We start from the raw sequence: 18,000 nt of genomic DNA, 5'->3' as shown, positions 1-18,000 counted from the left end.
TGTCGCCATGCTTTGTCATTCAGACGGTAAAATTAGACTTTTAGCTGCTGTCTTTACCTTACCGCTGGGATGTAGACGTTGCCTCAAATAACGGGATTCTTGCCTGTGTTTGAACAACAGACTTGATAGCTCGTTAAGTGCCTGCAAGTACACCTCACGTTTGAAATCGATGACGGCATCCATAGGAACCCAATATTGGCTCCAACGCCATGCATCGAATTCAGGTGTAGAGGAGGTACGCAAGCTAACATCGCTATCACGTCCCACCATACGCAACAAAAACCAAATTTGTTTTTGCCCTTTATAGTGGCCGCGTGATTCACGACGTATATAGTGATTGGGAACGTTATACCGTAACCAATCGCGGGTCCGCCCCAAAATACGCACGTGTTCGGGAAGCAAACCAACTTCCTCGTAAAGCTCCCGGTACATAGCCTGCACCGGACTTTCACCGTAGTTGATGCCTCCTTGAGGAAACTGCCAGGCATGTTCCCGGATACGTTTCCCCCAGAACACTTCATTCTTGCGATTTGCCAGAATGATGCCAACATTGGGACGGTAGCCTTCACGGTCTAACATGGGCCACCTCTATGCAAAATTCAATACAATTACTTTAATTATACGTATCACTTGAGTTCACTACCATGCATGCAAGCCAGTATCACATTAATACCTTAAAAGAAGCCCCTACAGAAGCCGAAGTTACCAGCCATCAATTGATGACTCGAGCAGGTATGATTCGCCGAGCCGCTGGCGGCGTCTACTCCTACATGCCGTTGGGCCTGAAAGTATTGCGTAAGATTGAAAACATTGTGCGCGAAGAAATGGACCGTGCAGGTGCACTGGAATTGCTCATGCCTGTAGTGCAGCCCGCCGAGCTGTGGCAAGAGTCGGGCCGTTGGGATAAATATGGCGCCGAACTGCTGAGAATCAAGGATAGACACAATCGTGACTTTATCCTGCAGCCCACTTCCGAAGAGCTGGTAACAGATATTGCTCGCAATGAAATTCATAGCTGGCGTCAGTTGCCCGTGAATTTTTATCACATCCAAACAAAATTCCGTGATGAACGTCGCCCTCGCTTTGGTTTGATGCGCGGCCGTGAGTTCACCATGAAAGACGCCTACTCTTTCGACCGTGATGTGGAATCCGCACAAGCCAGCTACGACAACATGTTCAACGCTTACATGCGTATTTTTGCGCGCTTGGGCTTGGAGTTCCGTGCTGTTGCCGCTGATACCGGTTCTATTGGTGGTTCACGCAGCCATGAGTTCCAAGTGATTGCGGATACCGGCGAAGACGCTCTGGTGTACAACCCAGAGACCGATTACGCTGCCAACATGGAGCTGGCCGAAGCCGCATGTTTGATTGCTGAACGTGCCGCCCCTAGCCGTGAACTGACCAAAGTCGCTACTCCTGCAGCAGCAAAGTGCGAAGCCGTTGCTGAGTTGTTGGGTCGCCCACTGACTGACACCGTGAAATCAGTGGTTGTGGCTACAGACATCATTGATGAAAAAACCAAAGCCACCACCACAAAAATCTGGTTGCTGTTGATCCGTGGCGATCACGAACTGAACGAAGTAAAAGTATCTAAGCTACCAGGTTTCGAACAAGGTCACCGCTTGGCAACTGAGGCTGAAATCATCGAAGCTTTTGGCTGTAAACCTGGCTTCTTGGGCCCAATCAACACCAAACAACCTGTAGGCTTGGTAGTAGATAGTACCGTTGCCAACATGCACGACTTTATCTGCGGTGCGAACGAAGAAGACTTCCACTACGATGGCGTGAACTGGGACCGTGATCTCCCTGAACCTACTGTTGCTGACTTGCGTAATGTAGTGCATGGTGACCCAGACCCTCGTGGTGGCACCTTGGCTATTCAACGCGGTATTGAAGTAGGTCACGTGTTCTTCTTGGGCGATACCTACTCCAAAAAACTGAACGCGACATTCTTGGATAAAGACGGCAAACCAAGCATCATGCAAATGGGTTGCTACGGTATTGGCGTGAGCCGTATTGCCGCTGCAGCAATCGAGCAAAACCACGACGAAAAAGGTATGATTTGGCCACGCGCCATTGCACCTTTTGAGGTGGTGATTTGTGGCTTGGGTCTGAACAAAAGCGAAACCGCTCGTGCCGAAGCTGAAAAAATCTACCAAGCCCTGAAAGCCAAAGGCGTGGATGTGATTTTTGACGATAGAGATATTCGTCCTGGTGTGATGTTTGCCGACTGGGAACTAATTGGTGTTCCAGTACGCATTACCGTAGGTGAGCGCGGTCTACAAGAAAACATCGTAGAACTGCAAACCCGACGCGATGGCGTAGTGCATAAAATTGCTCCGGATACCGTAGTAGAAGAGGCGCTGCGCCTACTGGAAACACTATGATACAGATTCGCGTATATTACGAAGACACGGATGCGGGAGGCATTGTATTCTATGCCAACTATCTGAAGTTCTTTGAACGTGCGCGCACTGAATGGTTACGAGGACTGGGCATCAACCAGTCCTCCATGGCAGCAACTACTGGGCAAATATTTGTTGTCAAGAATGTTGAAATACAATATCGCAAACCGGCTGGTTTAGACGATCTGCTAACTATTCAAAGCACCATCCAACATCTTGGATCTGCCTCCATAATTTTTCAGCAAAGCGCATGGCGCGATACTGAACTGTTATGCGAAAGTAGCGTCCAAGTAGTTTGCGTGGACGCTCAAACTCTGCGACCAGCTAAGTTCAACCCCGAATTACGTTCTACTCTGGAAAAGGCATTAGACTAACCATGCAACCCACAGGCGATCTGTCGCTACTGACTCTACTACTCGATGCCAGCATCCCCGTTCAGCTAGTAATGCTGATTTTGCTCGGTATCTCGATTTTGTCTTGGGCATATATTTTCAGTAAGCGCGCTACGCTGAAACGCGCTACAGAACAAACCCGAGACTTTGAAGACGATTTTTGGGCAGGTGGTGATCTAAGCGCCCTGCAACAATCTATTGGCTCTCGCCGTGATGAACATGGTGCATTAGCTCGTATTTTTGAAGCAGGTATGGCTGAATTTTTGAAAGCCCGTCGCACCTCTCAACGTGGCGAAGCACTGCTTGATGGCCCTCGCCGTGCTATGCGTGCAGCATACCAGCGTGAGCTAGATAGTCTAGAAACCAACTTAAGCTTCTTGGCATCTGCCGGTTCGGTCAGCCCCTATATCGGCTTGCTCGGTACCGTATGGGGGATCATGCACGCGTTCATCGGTTTGTCTGGCGCTCAATCCGCTACCTTAGCCTCAGTGGCTCCTGGTATTGCGGAAGCGTTGATCGCTACAGCTATAGGTTTGTTCGCTGCTATTCCTGCAGTGGTTGCCTATAACCGCTACACCACAGAGATCGATAGATTGTCTATTCGCTTTGATGGCTTCATCGACGAGTTTCTGAATATTCTGCAACGCCAGGTGCAATAAGCATGCCATCCATACGTAACAGTACAGGACGCGGTCGCCGCCGGCTGAAAAATGACATCAATGTGGTGCCTTACATTGATGTCATGTTGGTACTGCTGGTGATTTTCATGGTGACAGCGCCCATGATCACGCCCGGAATTATCGATTTACCTACAGTAGGTCAGGCATCTGAAGTGCCGGCAGTTCCTATTGAGGTACAGATAGACAAAGAAGGACAAGTGTCTTTGCGTTTACGTGAAGGTGGCTCTGAGTTCCAAGACGTGGACAAAGCTAACCTGATCGCTGAAATTCAAGCGCTGATGCAAAATGAAAACCCCATCGTTATTGCTGCTGATGGCAAAGTCCCTTATGAAACCGTTATGGAGCTCATGGACCAACTGCGCAGTCAGGGCTTTACCCGCTTGGGTCTGCTAGTCAATAAAGACGAGTAGGTATGAAACTATTCAAGCACGCATTACGTCAGAACAGTTCACGCACACCAGAGGCCCAAGACGAGCGTCGCGGGCTGATGTATGCGTTGATTCTGCACGGTCTGCTGTTGCTTGCTTTGGTCATCAGTCTATTTGCCACACCTCGCTCTCCTAACCCCGTACAGATAGAACTGTGGGCCGAGGGCGATGTGGCGATTGCAGAAAACCAAGACGAGCCCATCACAGAACCCGACGAGCCAGAACCACAACCTGAACCAGATCCGACTCCCGTGGCTCCTAAACCACCGGAAGTTAAACCCGAACCCACACCTCCCCCTGCTCAAAGTACGCCTCCTGAAGTAGATCCTGATATTGCGTTGGCGGAAGCCAAGCGCAAAAAAGATGAGGAAGACCGCAGAAAAGCAGAGGCAGACCGTAAAGCTCGTGAAGAAGCTGATCGTAAAGCCCGCGAGGAAGCTGAGCGTAAAACACGCGCTGAAGCTGAGCAACGTGCCCGTGCCGAAGCCGACCGTAAGGCTCGCGAAGAAGCTGAGCAACGTGCCAAAGCAGAAGCTGATCGCAAGGCCCGTGAAGAAGCTGAACAACGCGCCAAAGCAGAAGCTGATCGCAAAGCTCGCGAAGAAGCCGAGCAACGAGCAAAAGCCGAGGCAGACCGCAAAGCCCGTGAGGAAGCTGAGCGTAAAACACGCGCTGAAGCTGAGCAACGTGCCCGTGCCGAAGCACAACGTCGCGCTCGCGAAGAAGCAGAACGCAAAGCCAGAGAAGATGCTTTCCGTGCTGCCATGTTGGGCGACGGACAACAAATTGCTGGTGCTGCTGGTGGTACATCTAACCGCAACCAAGTTGGTGGCGGTGGTGGTAATGACGGTTATGGCGCTCAGGTTCGTGCCTGCGTTCGTCCTAAGGTCATTTACAATACACCTGCACGCAGTGGAGGTAACAATCCAACACTAAGTTATCGCGCCGATCTGAATAGTGATGGTACGGTACGTAGTGTACGAATACTGAGATCATCGGGTATTGCCCTGTTCGATGATGCAGTACAAAAAGGGATAGCCAAGTGCTCGCCCTTCCCCAAACCGCCTAATGGCCGCTATCCTTCGTATATTGATGGCGAATATCGTATGTACGAGTAATCAGGAGAATACCGAACATGACCGCAGCATACTCCGCTAACATCCAGGGCCGCCGCCATTGGCGCTCCATGTTCGCCGGGCTTGTCGCTCTGGCGGCAGGACTGTTGAGCACCAGCCCAGTCCAAGCTCAGCTCAGGGTGGATATTTCCGGTGTAGGGGCTACACAGTACCCCATCGCCGTGGCTGACTTTGCCAACAACCAGGCATCCCAGTCCGTGGCCGAAGTTATACGTGCCGACCTTAGCCGTTCTGGTCAGTTCCAACTGATCAACACCAACGGCAGCACGCTGGACGTCAACAGCACTGTAGAGCCTAATGATTGGCGCAACCGTGGTGCCGACTATTTGGCATATGGTTCCGTTACGCAAGACGGTGGCCAGTACAAAGTGCAGTACCGTCTGATCGACACCGTTAATAAAAATGAAATGGATGCGATCGCTTTTGCAGGCTCTGAAAAAGAGTTAAGACGTGTTTCACACCAAATTGCAGACCGTATTTACGAAAAAATCACGGGTGTTCGTGGCGTGTTTTCCACACGTATTGCCTACGTGTTACAGAATGGCAACAACTACGAATTGCAAATTGCGGACGCTGATGGCCAGAACCCACAGGTCATGTTGCGTTCCCAGCAACCAATCATTTCGCCAGCTTGGTCGCCAGATGGTAGCAAAATTGCATATGTAAGCTTCGAGACTGAAAAGCCTGTGGTTTACGTGCAAACCTTGGCTACGGGTAAACGCGAACCTGTTGCTAACTTCAAAGGCAATAATAGCGCCCCTGCTTGGTCGCCTGATGGCCAACAATTGGCAGTAGTTTTGTCCCGCGATGGTATCTCTCAAATTTATACCATTAACGCAGATGGTTCCGGATTGCGCCGTATTATGCGTTCTCCGTTGATTGATACAGAACCTACTTTTTCGCCCGATGGCAGCTCGTTGGTGTTCACGAGTGACCGTGGTGGCAACCCACAAATTTACGAAGTCCCCGTAAATGGTGGTGATGCTCGTCGCATTACCTACAATGGGAGCTACAATATATCGCCTGAGGTTTCTCCCGACGGCAATAACCTTGTTTATATTACACGCAGGAATGGTGCATACCGCGTTGCTATTCAAGATATGGCAACAGGCTCTGAACAACTACTGACAAATGGTTCTGACGACCAGTCTCCAAGTTTTGCGCCAAATGGCATGCAAGTGCTTTACAGCTCGAATCAAGGCGGACGTAGCGTACTGGCTGTAACATCTGTTGACGGACGCGTGCGGCAAACCCTGTCATCATTGAACGGAAGAGTACGTGAACCAACCTGGGGTCCATTTACTAATTAACTCGTTTTCTGTGTGACTCTTTTTTAAAGGAACTCAAATGAGCTCGCGCATTTTTAAAGGTTTTTTATTAGCTTCTATGTCCATGGTATTGGCAGCATGTAGTTCTGTTGCTTTGGACGAAAATGGCAGTGGCACTGGTGGTGGTTCTACCGGTACAACCTCTGGCCAAATTATGGATCCGTTCAACCCACAAAGCCCTCTGGCACAACAACGCTCTGTTTACTTCGAGTTTGACAGCTATGTTGTTCCTGAGCAGTACCGTGGCCTGGTAGAGATGCACTCCACCTACCTGACTAGCCACCCACAGCAACACATCCGTATTGAAGGTAACGCGGATGAGCGCGGTGGTTCCGAGTACAACTTGGCTCTGGGTCAACGCCGTTCCGACGCAGTTGCTCGCATGATGAGCCTGCTGGGTGTAAATGCTAACCAGATCGAAGCCATCAGCTTCGGTAAAGAGCGTCCTCGTGCTCACGGTAACACCGAAGCCGACTACGCTGAAAACCGTCGTGCAGACATCGTTTACCAGCGTTAATTTTTAAAAGCTGGTTTACACTAACGCCGTGGTGGCAAGTTTGCCCATCACGGCGTTTTTATTGACTCGAGACACTGACATGAAGAACTTGCCTTTACGCCGACTGTTATTGCCCTCCCTCGCTTCGCTGTTTCTCTTTACAGCAGTGCCTGCCCAAGCTTTTGCCGATGACGAAGCTAGACGCGCTATTCTTGAGCTGCGCCAGCAAATTCGTCAAATGAATGAGCAAAACCAACAAGCTCGCCTACGTCTGGCGGACGAAGTGGATATGCTGCGCCAAGAGGTTGCCACATTACGCGGCAAAGTAGAGCAGCTCAGCTGGCAGAACTCCCAAGGTCAAGGTGGCGACACCTCCAACCAGACCATGTTTGACGACCCTCAAGAGCAAGCCGCTTATGAAGGCGCCATGGATTTATACCGTAGTGGACAATATCCGCAGGCAGCCAGCGGCTTTTCTGCCTTTATTGATGCCTACCCGAATAGCCCTCAATTAGACGAAGTACGTTTCTACGAAGGCAGCGCCTTGTATGCCTCACGTAACTTCCGCGGTGCCATCCAGAAGCTGCAAGCACTGGTTAAAGACCACCCAGGCAGCCCTCGTGCGGCTGATGCTCTGATGGTGGTAGCATCTAGCGAAGTAGAACAAAACGACCTCGCTTCTGCACAAAAAACATTGCAACGCATCGTCAAAGATTACCCAGGTACTGCTGCTGCGGACACTGCAAAAAGCCGACTGGAACTGCTGCGTTAATCTTGTTAAGTCTCTAAGCGCTCCACCCTTGTGGGGCGCTTTTTCTCACCTGTAGTATTTCAATCATGCTGGAACCCACCGCCTCTTCCCCACTCTACCTAGATCAGGGCTTAGGCTCGCCAGTCGTGCTCGTACATGGTTCGTTATGTGATTACCGGTATTGGCGCTGGCAGTCCAGCGATCTCTCGCGCACACATCGCGTGATTGCCCCTAGCCTAACGGGTTACTGGCCTACGCTGGAGCTTTCCAAATTTGATGCACGTTTGCAAGCCAAGTTGCTATTACAGCAATTAGATAGCTTGCTGGGCAAAGACAGCCAGTTCCATATTGTTGGTCACTCCCGCGGTGCCGTAGTCACCCTGCTGCTCGCTGAACTTGCACCAGAACGACTACGTTCGCTTACGCTAGCTGACCCAGGGCTAGTGCAGTCAGAAGACGCTCCTGCAGCCTCATATTTGCGAGATGCATGTAACTTGATAGAACAAGGCCAAATAGATGCCGGGCTTGCTCTGTTTGTGGATGCTGTGAATGGCGACGGGACATGGCGTCAAATGGTACGTTGGTTCCGTGAAATGGTGCACGACAACGCCCCCACGCTACTGCCACAATCTACAGAGCAGCGTTATCTGGTAGATTTACCTATGCTTACCAAAGTGCTACGCTGCCCCGTATTGTTTATGGGTGGCCAGCATAGTCCTCCGCGCTATGCAGAATGCATACAACATCTATTACAGTCCTTTCCTCATGCGTATGAAGTCACCATTGCTCATGCCGCCCATGGCATGAACTTGGCGAATCCCAAAGCCTTCAATCAAAGCTTATTGCGCTTTCTGCAGGCTGTGGATAACCAAACAGCCAGAACAGCAATCGCTGAATAAGAAACAGGGCCGTTAAAGGCCCTGTTTTCATCTGCGTACTATATTCCCTGCTTAGTGAGCGTGCTCGTTTCTTGCTCCTGCGGCACGTACTTCACACTGTGCTGTAGCCACTTGCTGATTGCTAAACAAGAAACGCATAGTCACGTGCTCACCGACTTGCACTGGGCTTGTAGGTTTCTCTAGCATTGCATGGTAGCCACCGGGTACAAAATCCAGCTGGTCACCTGCTGCAATCTCAATTTTGTCAGCCATACGCATTTTGGCCAGACCATCTTCAGTCACTGTTTGATGTAGCATGATGTCGCCATAACGGTCTGATTCTGCAGCCAGCAATTGCACCGTCTCGGTGCCTTTGTTCAGCACTTCAAAATACCCTGCAGATGGGGCTGGTGTAGGAATATTACGAATCCAGCAATGCTGTACCTCTACAGAGGTAGCGGCATGCGCTTGTTGCCAAGCAGAACCATGATCCATCATGGCATGACCACTGTGGCCTTGTGCTTGTACACTCATAGCCACACCCAATGCGCCCAGCGCGCTCAAAATAGTTACTGTTTTTTTCATGAGATTTCCTGTTTGATCTAGAGAGATGTGCTCGTTTTGATCGAGCATGCAGCCTTCATCGCACCATCGTGCGGCGGCATCACATCAGCAAACAGGTGGTGCCCTTGCCCCTAAGGGCGGCCCAAATCGTCGTGAGTACAGCTGTCTTCGTTGTTGTATTGGAATTAACGCTAACCCAAACAACAAAACACCAGCCATCAAAGGCAAGGTCTGAGAAGGAGTATATTCTTTGCCGTGTCCCACCCCAAATACACAATCGTGAACAGGGTGGCTGTCATCGTCCATGGGGGACGATTGCGCCAAGTGCAAGAAAGCTATATTCTGGTTTGACAGGCCATTGACACAGAATGTCAGGGCAGACATGGCCTCTGCACCCAAGGGTGCAGGCATAAATCCCACCGGAATAACACCACGCACCAACACCGCTATCAGCAAGCATGCTGTTAGCGAGATTGACATTAAACGCGAGTAAGCTCTATTCCAGTGACGCATAAGTGCAAGTGTACTATGGCAGCCCCCTGCCAAATGTAATTCTGGGGTGGTGTTTTATCTTCTCTTGTAACCGGTATGACAACGAACGCAACGCAAACTAGTTGGCTGCAGGAACTCCAAGCCTCCGTACGATTAGGATCCCCGCTGATTCTAACTAACTTGGCGCAAATCGCATTGCTGACTACCAATGTGATTTACATCGGCCACTTAGGTAAGGAACAACTGGCCTCGGCGACCTTGGCGGGGGGTATGTACCAAGCGTGCATGATTTTCAGCTTGGGGTTACTGTCTGCCATCATCCCCATGCTGGCCACGACCTTAGGGAAAGATAGGCAAAACAAACACGCTATACGTACCATCATCCACCACGGTTTTTATACGGCTATGTTGGTGTGTTTGCCGTTTTGGATACTGCTGTGGAATAGCGAAAGCATACTATTAATGCTGGGCCAAACACCCGAGGCGGCTGCGCTGGCAGGGCATTACATGCATAGCCTGCAATGGGCGCTGCTCCCCTACTTATTCTATTTAGTACTGCGTTCACTACTGGCTGCCTATGAGCGCCCCCTGTGGACACTGCTCATCGCAACATTAGCGATTTTACTCAATGCTGTTTTGGGCTGGCTGTTAATCTTTGGGAACTTTGGGCTACCTGCATTGGGCATCGCCGGTGCAGGGATTTCCAGTGTGCTCTCTAGCGTGTTCATGTTCGTGGGCATGTTGGTCGTTGCACACAAACATCCTGAGTTTTCATTTTTACAGTTACGCGCACACCGTTGGACCTTTCAACCCACGTTGCAGTGGGAAATTCTGAAGTTAGGCTTTCCTATTGCCATCACCTTCACCCTGGAAACCATGGTGTTTTATGCTGCCGTGATCATGATGGGGTTAATAGGTTCTACCTCGTTGGCAGCACATGCCATCACCATGCAGATCTGCACCATCACCTATATGTTCCCACTGGGATTTGGGCAGGTAGCAACGATACGAGTGGGCTTAGCTAATGGTAGAGCAGACCCTCGAGCAGCTGTACGTGCAGGTTGGGCAGCCTATGCCTTGGGGGTAAGCTGTATGGCAATTGCAGCGATACTGATGTGGGGCATGCCTGAACAACTTATTCGTTTCTTCATTAATATTCACGCCCCCGAAAACCGCGCTGTGATTATCACGGCAACGCACTTTATATTCTTTGCTGCCCTCTTCCAATTAACCGATGGCGCGCAAGCGGTAGCAGCAGGGATGCTACGAGGCTTGTACGATACACGTACACCCATGCTCTTGGCATTAATTGGTTATTGGTTAATTGGTGTACCTATTGGTGCTTGGCTGGCCTTCGGTTTAGATATGGAAGGCGTAGGTATATGGATTGGATTGGTATGCGGCCTAACCGTTGTCGCGATCTTGATGACAATGCGCTGGTACCGATACAGCCTGCGCCTGCTAGAGCGCGAACACGTGAGATAACCCATAAAGAAAACCTGGCAGAAAAATCTGCCAGGTTCGGGTGCTGCCTAATACAAGCCCGTTTCCGAGCGAGGCGGCAGGTATCATAGAAGTTCCTTACGCAATTGCGCAGCAGATTTGGGTGACAACAAGCCTGGAGCCACATCAAATACTGTTTTCGCACCTGCATCACCAGCTTGAGCCAAACGATGTGCCGCACGAGCATAGGCGACCAATACGCTAGAGGTGAACTCTGGATTGCTACCCAAGGTCAGCGAGTACTCTACGATTTGCGATGTACCAGCACCTGACACACCACTACGAATAACAAAACCACCGTGTGGCATAGCTGAATGGTTAGCTTTCAACTCTGCTTCAGTGATGAAGTTAACAGTAGTGTCGTAATCAGCAAAGTAATCAGGCATGGTCACGATTTCGTTACGCACGCGAGTTTCATCTGCACCATTTTCCAACACAACAAAACACTCACGACGGTGTTTTTCACGTGTGCTCAATTCTGGGTTTTCACCGCTACGTACGCGATTTACAGCGTCTTCGATTGGCAAGGTGTACTGTACGCCAGCTTTTACGCCATCTACACGACGAATCGCATCAGAGTGACCTTGGCTTAAACCTTTGCCCCAGAATGTGTAGGTGTTGCCTTCTGGCAGTACCACTTCACCAGCCAAACGGTTCAGCGAGAACAGACCTGGATCCCAACCTACAGAAATAATGGAGATATTTTTAGTACGGCTAGCAACAGCATCCACTGCAGCAAAGTACTCAGGGATCTTGGCGTGAGTATCAAAACTATCGATAGTATTGAACCATTGAGCCAAGTGAGGGCCTTGCTCTGGCAAATCGTTCTTAGAACCACCGCACAGAATCATGACATCCACGCTGTCTTTGTGCTGTTCGGCATCATCCAAGCTGTATACCGGCACACCAGCTGTTAACGGTTTTACATCCGCAGGATTACGACGGGTAAACACCGCAACCAGTTGCATGTCAGGGTTCTGTTGTAGGGCTAGTTCTACACCACGCCCCAGATTGCCATAACCAGCAATCCCTACTCGAACAGGAGAACTCATCATTTTTCCTTTATCAATAAACACATTAACGGGCGAGTGCCATACGCACTGCAAAGCCGATGAACAACAGCCCTACAGCCGCACTCGCACCGCTAGCCAAACGGCGGCGACGCCTGAACGCGCTGGCCAAACGCGCTCCACCAAAGATCAGTGCGGACAAATACGCCATACTGAATACTTGTAAAAACACCCCTAGCACTAAAAATGCTAGCCAAGGATGCCCTTTGCTGGGATCGACAAACTGAACAAAAAAGGAAACCAAGAACAAAATGGCTTTAGGGTTTAGCAGACTGAGCGTAAGCGCTTTGAAGAACCGGCTTTCGCCATGCCCTTTTTCAGTACTGATAGTACGCACCTCAACAGTGGGTTGAGGGTGTAGTAAAGACCATAGAATACGAACGCCCAAATAGGCGAGATACACCGCTCCGACCAAACGGATGGTATAGAACAAGGCTGGTAAGGTTTGCAGAAGAGAGGCAGCGCCAGCCGCTGTTAAAAACAGCAAAATGCTATCGCCGATGAAAATGCCTGCAGCCGCTTTATATCCGTCACGTACACCATGTGTGGCAGCTGTGGCCAACACGTACAGTGAGTTGGGGCCAGGCAAAAGAATAATCAGGAGCGCACCTGCTAGATAGGTTCCTAAGTTGATTACCCCTATGCTCTCGAACACCTGCTTCACCTAACTGGAGTTTTTAAAAAACCATATTACTCCAACCTGTGGCAACTCATGATGCACAGCAAAAAAAAACCGGCTCTACGCCGGTAAAAACCCACAAGTATGGTTTTTTCAAAACACGTTACACAGCAGCATCTGCTGTTTCACGCATAGACCCAGTTTGCTCGTAGCGCAAATGCCAGGACAATGCCTCTTCTAAGAGGTGGGGTGTGTGACCGCCACGCTGACAGGCGCGCTCAAAGTAAGAAGCCATTGTTTCGCGAAAATCGGGGTGTACACAATTTTCAATAATCTTGACGGCACGTTCACGCGGAGCCAGACCTCGTAGATCAGCCAAACCGCACTCAGTAACCAATACATCAACGTCATGCTCGCAATGATCCACGTGCGAGACCATTGGTACTACACGACTGATATCACCACCTTTAGCCAAAGATTTCGTCACAAAGATGGATAGGTGGGCATTACGGGCAAAGTCACCCGAACCACCAATACCGTTCATCATGTGTGTGCCACTCACGTGTGTGGAGTTCACATTGCCGTAAATATCAAATTCTAAGGCGGCGTTAATCGCGATAATGCCCAATCTACGCACGAGCTCAGGGTGGTTACTAATCTCTTGTGGACGCAGCACTACCTGATGACGGTAACGCTCTAGGTTGTCCATGAATTTGTTCATTACAGGCGCCGTCAATGTCACCGACGATGCTGACGCAAAGCGCAAATGGCCGGAGTCCAACAACGCTACTGCACTGTCTTGCAGTACTTCAGAGTACATGCTGAGATTTTTGAATGACGACTCGGCCAAACCGTAGGTCACAGCATTGGCAATAGAACCAATACCCACCTGCAAAGGTAACAACTCTTCTGTCAGTCGGCCAGCTTCTACTTCGCCTTGCAAGAATTGCACTACGTGTGCCGCAATCGCATTGGTTTCAGCATCAGGAGGCGTCGCAGTAGAGGGGCTATCAGGTGCATCCGTAATCACAATAGCAGCGATACGCGCTGGATCTACCTTAATGGTAGTTTGGCCAATGCGTTCGGACACTTCAGTAATAGGGATAGGCTGACGATTAGGTCTGTCTTCTGGGATATAAATATCGTGCAAGCCTTCCAGTGCTACAGGCATGCTCAAATTAATTTCCACAATCACTTGCTTGGCTTGAGCCACAAAGTTGGCAGAGTTACCCACCGACGTTGTGGGCACAATGCCACCATCTTCTGCAATAGCTACCGCTTCAATCACAGCGATATCTACAGGACGACCACCTTGTGCACGCAACTGCTCAGCAGGTTGCGACAAATGATAGTCACAGAACAATACTTCGCCTGCATTGATTTTCTTACGCAGTGTGGAATCCACTTGGAAAGGCGAGCGTTTGGCCAACAACCCTGCTTCAGCCATCAAACCATCGCTGCCATTACCTAGTGACGCACCAGTCAGCAGATTAATACGCAAAGTTTCCTGTTTAGCGCGTTCTGCCAATGCTACTGGCATCGCTTTACAGTCACCCGCACGGGTAAAACCACTCATACCCACTGTCATACCATCGCTGAATAAGCGTGCCGCCTGCCCAGCAGTCATAACCTTTTGCTCTAGCGATGCTAATCGTATGCGGTCTTTGAACATTCTAATCTCCTGATTCTAGTGATTGTGGAGGCAGAATATCATTGATATTATGAATAAAATGATTGGCTAACATTCCTTTTATCCATGTCAAATTTATGAACGTCAGAGCCTTGCAATATTTCATTGAAACCGTGCGCCAGCGTAGCTTTACCGTTGCAGCGCAGCATATGGGAGTCACCCAATCCACGGTGAGCAAAATGGTGCGGCAACTGGAAGATGACTTTGGCGATACCCTCATCATCAGGGAAGCCAAACAATTCTTACTGAGCGATAGCGGACGTATTGTGTGGGAACGTGGCCAAGAGGTATTAGCCGCCATACAGCGGCTGGAAATCGATGTCAGACAGACCCAAGCCTTGCAGCAAGGTAGATTAGCGCTGGGGATTCCCCCCATGATTAACCTGCTGTTTACCGATGTGCTGACCACCTTTGCCAAGCGCTACCCCGACATACAACTGTACATCAAAGAGCTACCCGGCCCGGCCATAGAACAACAGGTGGCCTCGCAAGACCTAGAGCTGGGCTTCAGTATTTTGCCGGTAGCTTCGGATTTAGCACTGCAAAGTCAGGCTGTGGTATCGCACCAAGTATGGGCATTGGGGAATACCTCATTTTTCTCGTCCAAGAGCAAAACCTTGCAGATACAAGATTTAGAAAACATCCCACAAATCTGGATGGGCAATGAGTTTGGCCTGACACGTCTGTTACGACAAGCCTTTGCTAAAGAAGGTCTACGCCCTCATATCGTGGCACAAAGTAGCCAATGGGACTGGGTAGCATCGCTCGCGAACTCAGGCCTAGGCGTGGCCATACTGCCAGAGCCTTTTTTAGCCCGTTTTCCGCATACTCACCTTAAAGCCCTCCCCTTAGCTCCTGAACAATTGCGCTGGGAAGTGGCATCGGTATGGAATGGGCACTATTTATCCTTAGCAGCTCGGGCATGGCTACAATGCTGCGAAGAAATATTGGGCGGACAATGGGTGCCCGAGAGTCTGCAAGACAGCGAATAAAAAATGCCCGTCTGGTTCGTACCAGACGGGCATGTACTACATAGTAGTAATTGCTGCTTATTCCACTGAGCTACGGATCAAGTGATCAAAGGCTGACAGTGCAGCTGTAGCACCTTGGCCCGCAGCAATAATGATTTGCTTGTACGGAACCGTAGTGGCGTCACCGGCAGCAAACACACCTTGCACGGAGGTTTGACCACGGCTATCGACTTCAATCTCACCGTGTTTGGACAGGTCTACTGCACCTTTCAACCACTCTGTGTTAGGCACTAAGCCAATCTGTACAAACACACCATCCAATGTCACTTTATGGCTTTCACCTGTAGCACGGTTGGTGTATTGCAAACCCGTTACTTTGGCACCATCACCATGCACTTCTGTAGTTTGTGCTTGGGTCAAGACAGTAACGTTAGACAGGCTACGCAATTTACGTTGCAGTACCTCGTCTGCACGCAGGCTTTCACCGAACTCAAGCAACGTGACGTGTTTCACCAAGCCAGCCAAATCAATAGCTGCTTCTACACCCGAGTTACCACCACCAATTACGGCTACATCTTTGCCTTTGAACAACGGACCGTCGCAGTGCGGGCAGTAAGCCACGCCTTTGTTGCGGTATTCTTCTTCGCCAGGCACGCCCATTTGACGCCATCTGGCACCTGTGGACAAGATTACGGTTTTAGCTTTCAACACACCACCGTTTTCCAGTTTTACCTGAATTTCTTTGCCTGGAATCAGTTCTTGGGCACGCTGCGTGTTCATGATATCTACACCGTAGACTTTCACATGCTCTTCCATAGCAGCAGCCAATTTAGGCCCTTCTGTTTCCAGCACAGAAATGTAGTTCTCGATGGACATCGTATCCATGACCTGACCACCAAAACGCTCGGCCACTACACCTGTACGAATACCTTTACGTGCAGCATATACCGCAGCGGCTGCACCAGCAGGACCACCACCCACTACCAACACATCAAAGGTTTCACGTTTATTAATAGCTTCAGCTTGGGCTTCGCTATCGTTACCACCCATTTTGGCCAACAGCTCTTCGGCATTAGCACGACCATGGTGGAATACCTCACCGTTCAAGAACACGGTAGGCACGGACATAATCTGACGTTTCTCAACTTCTGCCTGATTAATCGCACCATCAATGGCCACAGGACGGATGCGCGGGTTAATGACCGCCATTGCATTCAACGCCTGCACTACATCGGGGCAGTTCTGGCAGCTCAGTGAGTAGTAGACCTCGAAATTGAAGTCACCTTCTAAATTACGGATTCGCTCCGCAACGTCATCATCCAAACGTACCGTATGGCCGCCCACTTGCAAGAGTGCCAACACTAAAGAGGCAAACTCGTGACCCAGAGGGATACCGGCGAAGGCCACACTAATATCGGAGCCTACACGGTTGATCTTGAATGATGGTTTACGTTCAGCACTGTCAGCATCTTCACGGTACGTGATTTTGTCGGACAGACCTGCAATTTGCTCCAGCAGCTGACGCAGTTCCAGAGATTTGGCCCCGTCGTCCAGCGACGCAACCAGCTCAATTGGTTGCGTGATTTTTTCTAAGTACGCGTTAAGTTGAGTGACTAAGTTGACATCCAGCATGAAGGGCTCCTCTGAAATAATTAGTTACATAGTAATCCAGACTAGTGTCCAGATATCCGGCCCACACAGGGCCGGATAATTGGTTTACTGAGTAGCAATCTACTCCGTAAACCTAGGCATCAATCCTTAGATCTTGCCAACCAGATCCAGGGAAGGAGTCAGTGTTTTAGCACCTTCTTCCCATTTAGCTGGGCATACTTCGCCTGGGTTTTTGGCGATGTACTGAGCTGCTTTAACTTTACGCAGCAATTCTTTAGCATCACGGCCAATACCGTTGTCATGCACTTCCATGGCTTTGATCACGCCATCAGGGTTCACAACGAATGTACCGCGCAGTGCCATGCCTTCTTCTTCGATCAGCACTTGGAAGTTACGAGACAATTGCTGTGTAGGATCAGCCAGCATTGGGTACTGAACTTTACCGATAGCTTCGGAAGTGTCGTGCCATGCTTTGTGTGTGAAATGAGTGTCTGTGGAAACGGAGAACACTTCCACGCCCATTTTCTTGAACTCATCGTAGTGGTTAGCCAGATCTTCCAATTCTGTTGGGCACACGAAAGTGAAGTCAGCTGGGTAGAAAACGAACACCGCCCATTTACCGGCGATGCTTTCGTTTGTGTACTCTTTGAACTCACCGTTCACATAAGCCTGAGACTTGAAAGGAAGAATCTGTGTGTTGATTAAAGACATGCTAGGTATCTCCATTCAGTGATTAGCAATTAGTTAGTGATTCCATTATAGGAAGCACTGCTTGATTTGTGAAATTGATTAATACAATACTGTTGATTGATTTTATCTATCACCATATCGAAGTAGTAATAATCTCACTAACTCCATGGTAACAGGCCTACCCAACTTACGCAAAGCACTGACAACGCTATCAGTTTGCCGCTCCATATAGACAACCGCCATAAGAAACCAACTTTTAGTTCGTTCCTTTCACCGCAAGGGGAACAGACAATGGC

General features: G+C 49.8%; 18 protein-coding genes. 11 read left to right on the top strand and 7 right to left on the bottom strand.

Going from position 1 to position 18,000, the window contains the following annotated elements:
• Positions 1-15 precede the first annotated feature (15 nt).
• Entirely contained in the window at positions 16-579 is a 564-nt protein-coding gene (locus AC3QL0_RS02800; RefSeq protein ID WP_135863546.1) for an RNA pyrophosphohydrolase, read from the bottom strand.
• A 65-nt stretch (positions 580-644) separates the two neighbouring features.
• Between AC3QL0_RS02800 and AC3QL0_RS02795 the strand changes: the two genes are divergently transcribed.
• The 9 genes from AC3QL0_RS02795 to AC3QL0_RS02755 all read left to right on the top strand — a co-directional run bounded on the left by AC3QL0_RS02795 (position 645) and on the right by AC3QL0_RS02755 (position 8,515).
• Positions 645-2,387, top strand: a complete 1,743-nt coding sequence (locus AC3QL0_RS02795) for a proline--tRNA ligase (protein ID WP_493009992.1) — start codon at positions 645-647, stop codon at positions 2,385-2,387.
• A complete protein-coding gene (gene ybgC, locus AC3QL0_RS02790; protein ID WP_493009991.1) occupies positions 2,384-2,779 on the top strand; it encodes a tol-pal system-associated acyl-CoA thioesterase in 396 nt (131 codons plus the stop codon). Before AC3QL0_RS02795 ends, ybgC begins: the two co-directional genes overlap by 4 nt.
• A 2-nt stretch (positions 2,780-2,781) precedes the next feature.
• Complete coding sequence (gene tolQ / locus AC3QL0_RS02785) at positions 2,782-3,456, top strand: protein TolQ (RefSeq protein ID WP_430221411.1); 675 nt, start codon at positions 2,782-2,784, stop codon at positions 3,454-3,456.
• Positions 3,457-3,458: 2 nt separating this feature from the next.
• On the top strand, positions 3,459-3,887 hold the full coding sequence (tolR, locus tag AC3QL0_RS02780) for a protein TolR (RefSeq protein WP_135863538.1): 429 nt from the start codon (positions 3,459-3,461) through the stop codon (positions 3,885-3,887).
• Between the two features lie 2 nt (positions 3,888-3,889).
• Entirely contained in the window at positions 3,890-5,023 is a 1,134-nt protein-coding gene (tolA, locus tag AC3QL0_RS02775) for a cell envelope integrity protein TolA (RefSeq protein WP_493009990.1), read from the top strand.
• A gap of 17 nt (positions 5,024-5,040) precedes the next feature.
• The gene (gene tolB / locus AC3QL0_RS02770) at positions 5,041-6,351 is read left to right on the top strand and encodes a Tol-Pal system beta propeller repeat protein TolB (RefSeq protein ID WP_493009989.1); all 1,311 of its coding nucleotides are present in this window, start codon (positions 5,041-5,043) and stop codon (positions 6,349-6,351) included.
• Positions 6,352-6,388: 37 nt separating this feature from the next.
• On the top strand, positions 6,389-6,886 hold the full coding sequence (gene pal, locus AC3QL0_RS02765) for a peptidoglycan-associated lipoprotein Pal (protein WP_493009988.1): 498 nt from the start codon (positions 6,389-6,391) through the stop codon (positions 6,884-6,886).
• A 79-nt stretch (positions 6,887-6,965) separates the two neighbouring features.
• The gene (gene ybgF / locus AC3QL0_RS02760) at positions 6,966-7,637 is read left to right on the top strand and encodes a tol-pal system protein YbgF (protein ID WP_493009987.1); all 672 of its coding nucleotides are present in this window, start codon (positions 6,966-6,968) and stop codon (positions 7,635-7,637) included.
• A 65-nt stretch (positions 7,638-7,702) separates the two neighbouring features.
• Complete coding sequence (locus tag AC3QL0_RS02755; RefSeq protein ID WP_493009986.1) at positions 7,703-8,515, top strand: alpha/beta fold hydrolase; 813 nt, start codon at positions 7,703-7,705, stop codon at positions 8,513-8,515.
• 51 nt (positions 8,516-8,566) lie between these two features.
• Here AC3QL0_RS02755 and AC3QL0_RS02750 read toward each other — a convergent pair whose 3' ends face one another.
• Positions 8,567-9,079 carry a copper chaperone PCu(A)C gene (locus AC3QL0_RS02750; protein WP_493009985.1) on the bottom strand — a complete coding sequence of 171 codons (513 nt, stop codon included), beginning with the start codon at positions 9,077-9,079 and terminating at the stop codon, positions 8,567-8,569.
• Between the two features lie 567 nt (positions 9,080-9,646).
• Between AC3QL0_RS02750 and AC3QL0_RS02745 the strand changes: the two genes are divergently transcribed.
• A complete protein-coding gene (locus AC3QL0_RS02745; protein ID WP_493009984.1) occupies positions 9,647-11,035 on the top strand; it encodes an MATE family efflux transporter in 1,389 nt (462 codons plus the stop codon).
• Positions 11,036-11,118: 83 nt separating this feature from the next.
• On the opposite strand, the gene AC3QL0_RS02740 is transcribed toward AC3QL0_RS02745, so the two are convergent.
• The 3 genes from AC3QL0_RS02740 to scpC form a co-directional block, all read right to left on the bottom strand.
• The gene (locus AC3QL0_RS02740; protein WP_493011032.1) at positions 11,119-12,105 is read right to left on the bottom strand and encodes a diaminopimelate dehydrogenase; all 987 of its coding nucleotides are present in this window, start codon (positions 12,103-12,105) and stop codon (positions 11,119-11,121) included.
• A gap of 25 nt (positions 12,106-12,130) precedes the next feature.
• Positions 12,131-12,778: a leucine efflux protein LeuE gene (gene leuE, locus AC3QL0_RS02735; RefSeq protein WP_135863522.1), complete on the bottom strand. Its 648-nt coding sequence runs from the start codon at positions 12,776-12,778 to the stop codon at positions 12,131-12,133.
• Between the two features lie 127 nt (positions 12,779-12,905).
• Positions 12,906-14,414 carry a succinyl-CoA:acetate CoA-transferase ScpC gene (gene scpC, locus AC3QL0_RS02730; protein ID WP_493009983.1) on the bottom strand — a complete coding sequence of 503 codons (1,509 nt, stop codon included), beginning with the start codon at positions 14,412-14,414 and terminating at the stop codon, positions 12,906-12,908.
• A 95-nt stretch (positions 14,415-14,509) separates the two neighbouring features.
• Here scpC and AC3QL0_RS02725 point away from each other — a divergent pair, with 95 nt between their 5' ends.
• A complete protein-coding gene (locus AC3QL0_RS02725) occupies positions 14,510-15,424 on the top strand; it encodes a LysR family transcriptional regulator (RefSeq protein WP_493009982.1) in 915 nt (304 codons plus the stop codon).
• 57 nt (positions 15,425-15,481) lie between these two features.
• On the opposite strand, the gene ahpF is transcribed toward AC3QL0_RS02725, so the two are convergent.
• Both ahpF and ahpC read right to left on the bottom strand, forming a co-directional pair.
• Positions 15,482-17,035, bottom strand: coding sequence for an alkyl hydroperoxide reductase subunit F (gene ahpF, locus AC3QL0_RS02720; RefSeq protein ID WP_493009981.1), 1,554 nt, complete (start codon positions 17,033-17,035; stop codon positions 15,482-15,484).
• 126 nt (positions 17,036-17,161) lie between these two features.
• Positions 17,162-17,725, bottom strand: coding sequence for an alkyl hydroperoxide reductase subunit C (ahpC, locus tag AC3QL0_RS02715; protein WP_166407082.1), 564 nt, complete (start codon positions 17,723-17,725; stop codon positions 17,162-17,164).
• Positions 17,726-18,000 lie beyond the last annotated feature (275 nt).

The organism is Paenalcaligenes sp. GW821-LYS-B07-1 (assembly GCF_058803365.1).
This window is presented reverse-complemented; position numbering and strand designations above follow the sequence as displayed.

Bases quoted from the DNA above. Each gene is read 5' to 3' on its own strand.
- AC3QL0_RS02725 (WP_493009982.1), top strand. From the start codon at position 14,510: ATGAACGTCAGAGCCTTGCAATATTTCATTGAAACCGTGCGCCAGCGT.
- tolR (WP_135863538.1), top strand. From the start codon at position 3,459: ATGCCATCCATACGTAACAGTACAGGACGCGGTCGCCGCCGGCTGAAA.
- ybgF (WP_493009987.1), top strand. From the start codon at position 6,966: ATGAAGAACTTGCCTTTACGCCGACTGTTATTGCCCTCCCTCGCTTCG.
- ahpC (WP_166407082.1), bottom strand. From the start codon at position 17,725: ATGTCTTTAATCAACACACAGATTCTTCCTTTCAAGTCTCAGGCTTAT.
- tolQ (WP_430221411.1), top strand. From the start codon at position 2,782: ATGCAACCCACAGGCGATCTGTCGCTACTGACTCTACTACTCGATGCC.
- tolA (WP_493009990.1), top strand. From the start codon at position 3,890: ATGAAACTATTCAAGCACGCATTACGTCAGAACAGTTCACGCACACCA.
- AC3QL0_RS02745 (WP_493009984.1), top strand. From the start codon at position 9,647: ATGACAACGAACGCAACGCAAACTAGTTGGCTGCAGGAACTCCAAGCC.
- ybgC (WP_493009991.1), top strand. From the start codon at position 2,384: ATGATACAGATTCGCGTATATTACGAAGACACGGATGCGGGAGGCATT.
- AC3QL0_RS02795 (WP_493009992.1), top strand. From the start codon at position 645: ATGCATGCAAGCCAGTATCACATTAATACCTTAAAAGAAGCCCCTACA.
- AC3QL0_RS02755 (WP_493009986.1), top strand. From the start codon at position 7,703: ATGCTGGAACCCACCGCCTCTTCCCCACTCTACCTAGATCAGGGCTTA.
- AC3QL0_RS02800 (WP_135863546.1), bottom strand. From the start codon at position 579: ATGTTAGACCGTGAAGGCTACCGTCCCAATGTTGGCATCATTCTGGCA.
- AC3QL0_RS02740 (WP_493011032.1), bottom strand. From the start codon at position 12,105: ATGAGTTCTCCTGTTCGAGTAGGGATTGCTGGTTATGGCAATCTGGGG.
- AC3QL0_RS02750 (WP_493009985.1), bottom strand. From the start codon at position 9,079: ATGAAAAAAACAGTAACTATTTTGAGCGCGCTGGGCGCATTGGGTGTG.
- scpC (WP_493009983.1), bottom strand. From the start codon at position 14,414: ATGTTCAAAGACCGCATACGATTAGCATCGCTAGAGCAAAAGGTTATG.
- tolB (WP_493009989.1), top strand. From the start codon at position 5,041: ATGACCGCAGCATACTCCGCTAACATCCAGGGCCGCCGCCATTGGCGC.
- pal (WP_493009988.1), top strand. From the start codon at position 6,389: ATGAGCTCGCGCATTTTTAAAGGTTTTTTATTAGCTTCTATGTCCATG.
- ahpF (WP_493009981.1), bottom strand. From the start codon at position 17,035: ATGCTGGATGTCAACTTAGTCACTCAACTTAACGCGTACTTAGAAAAA.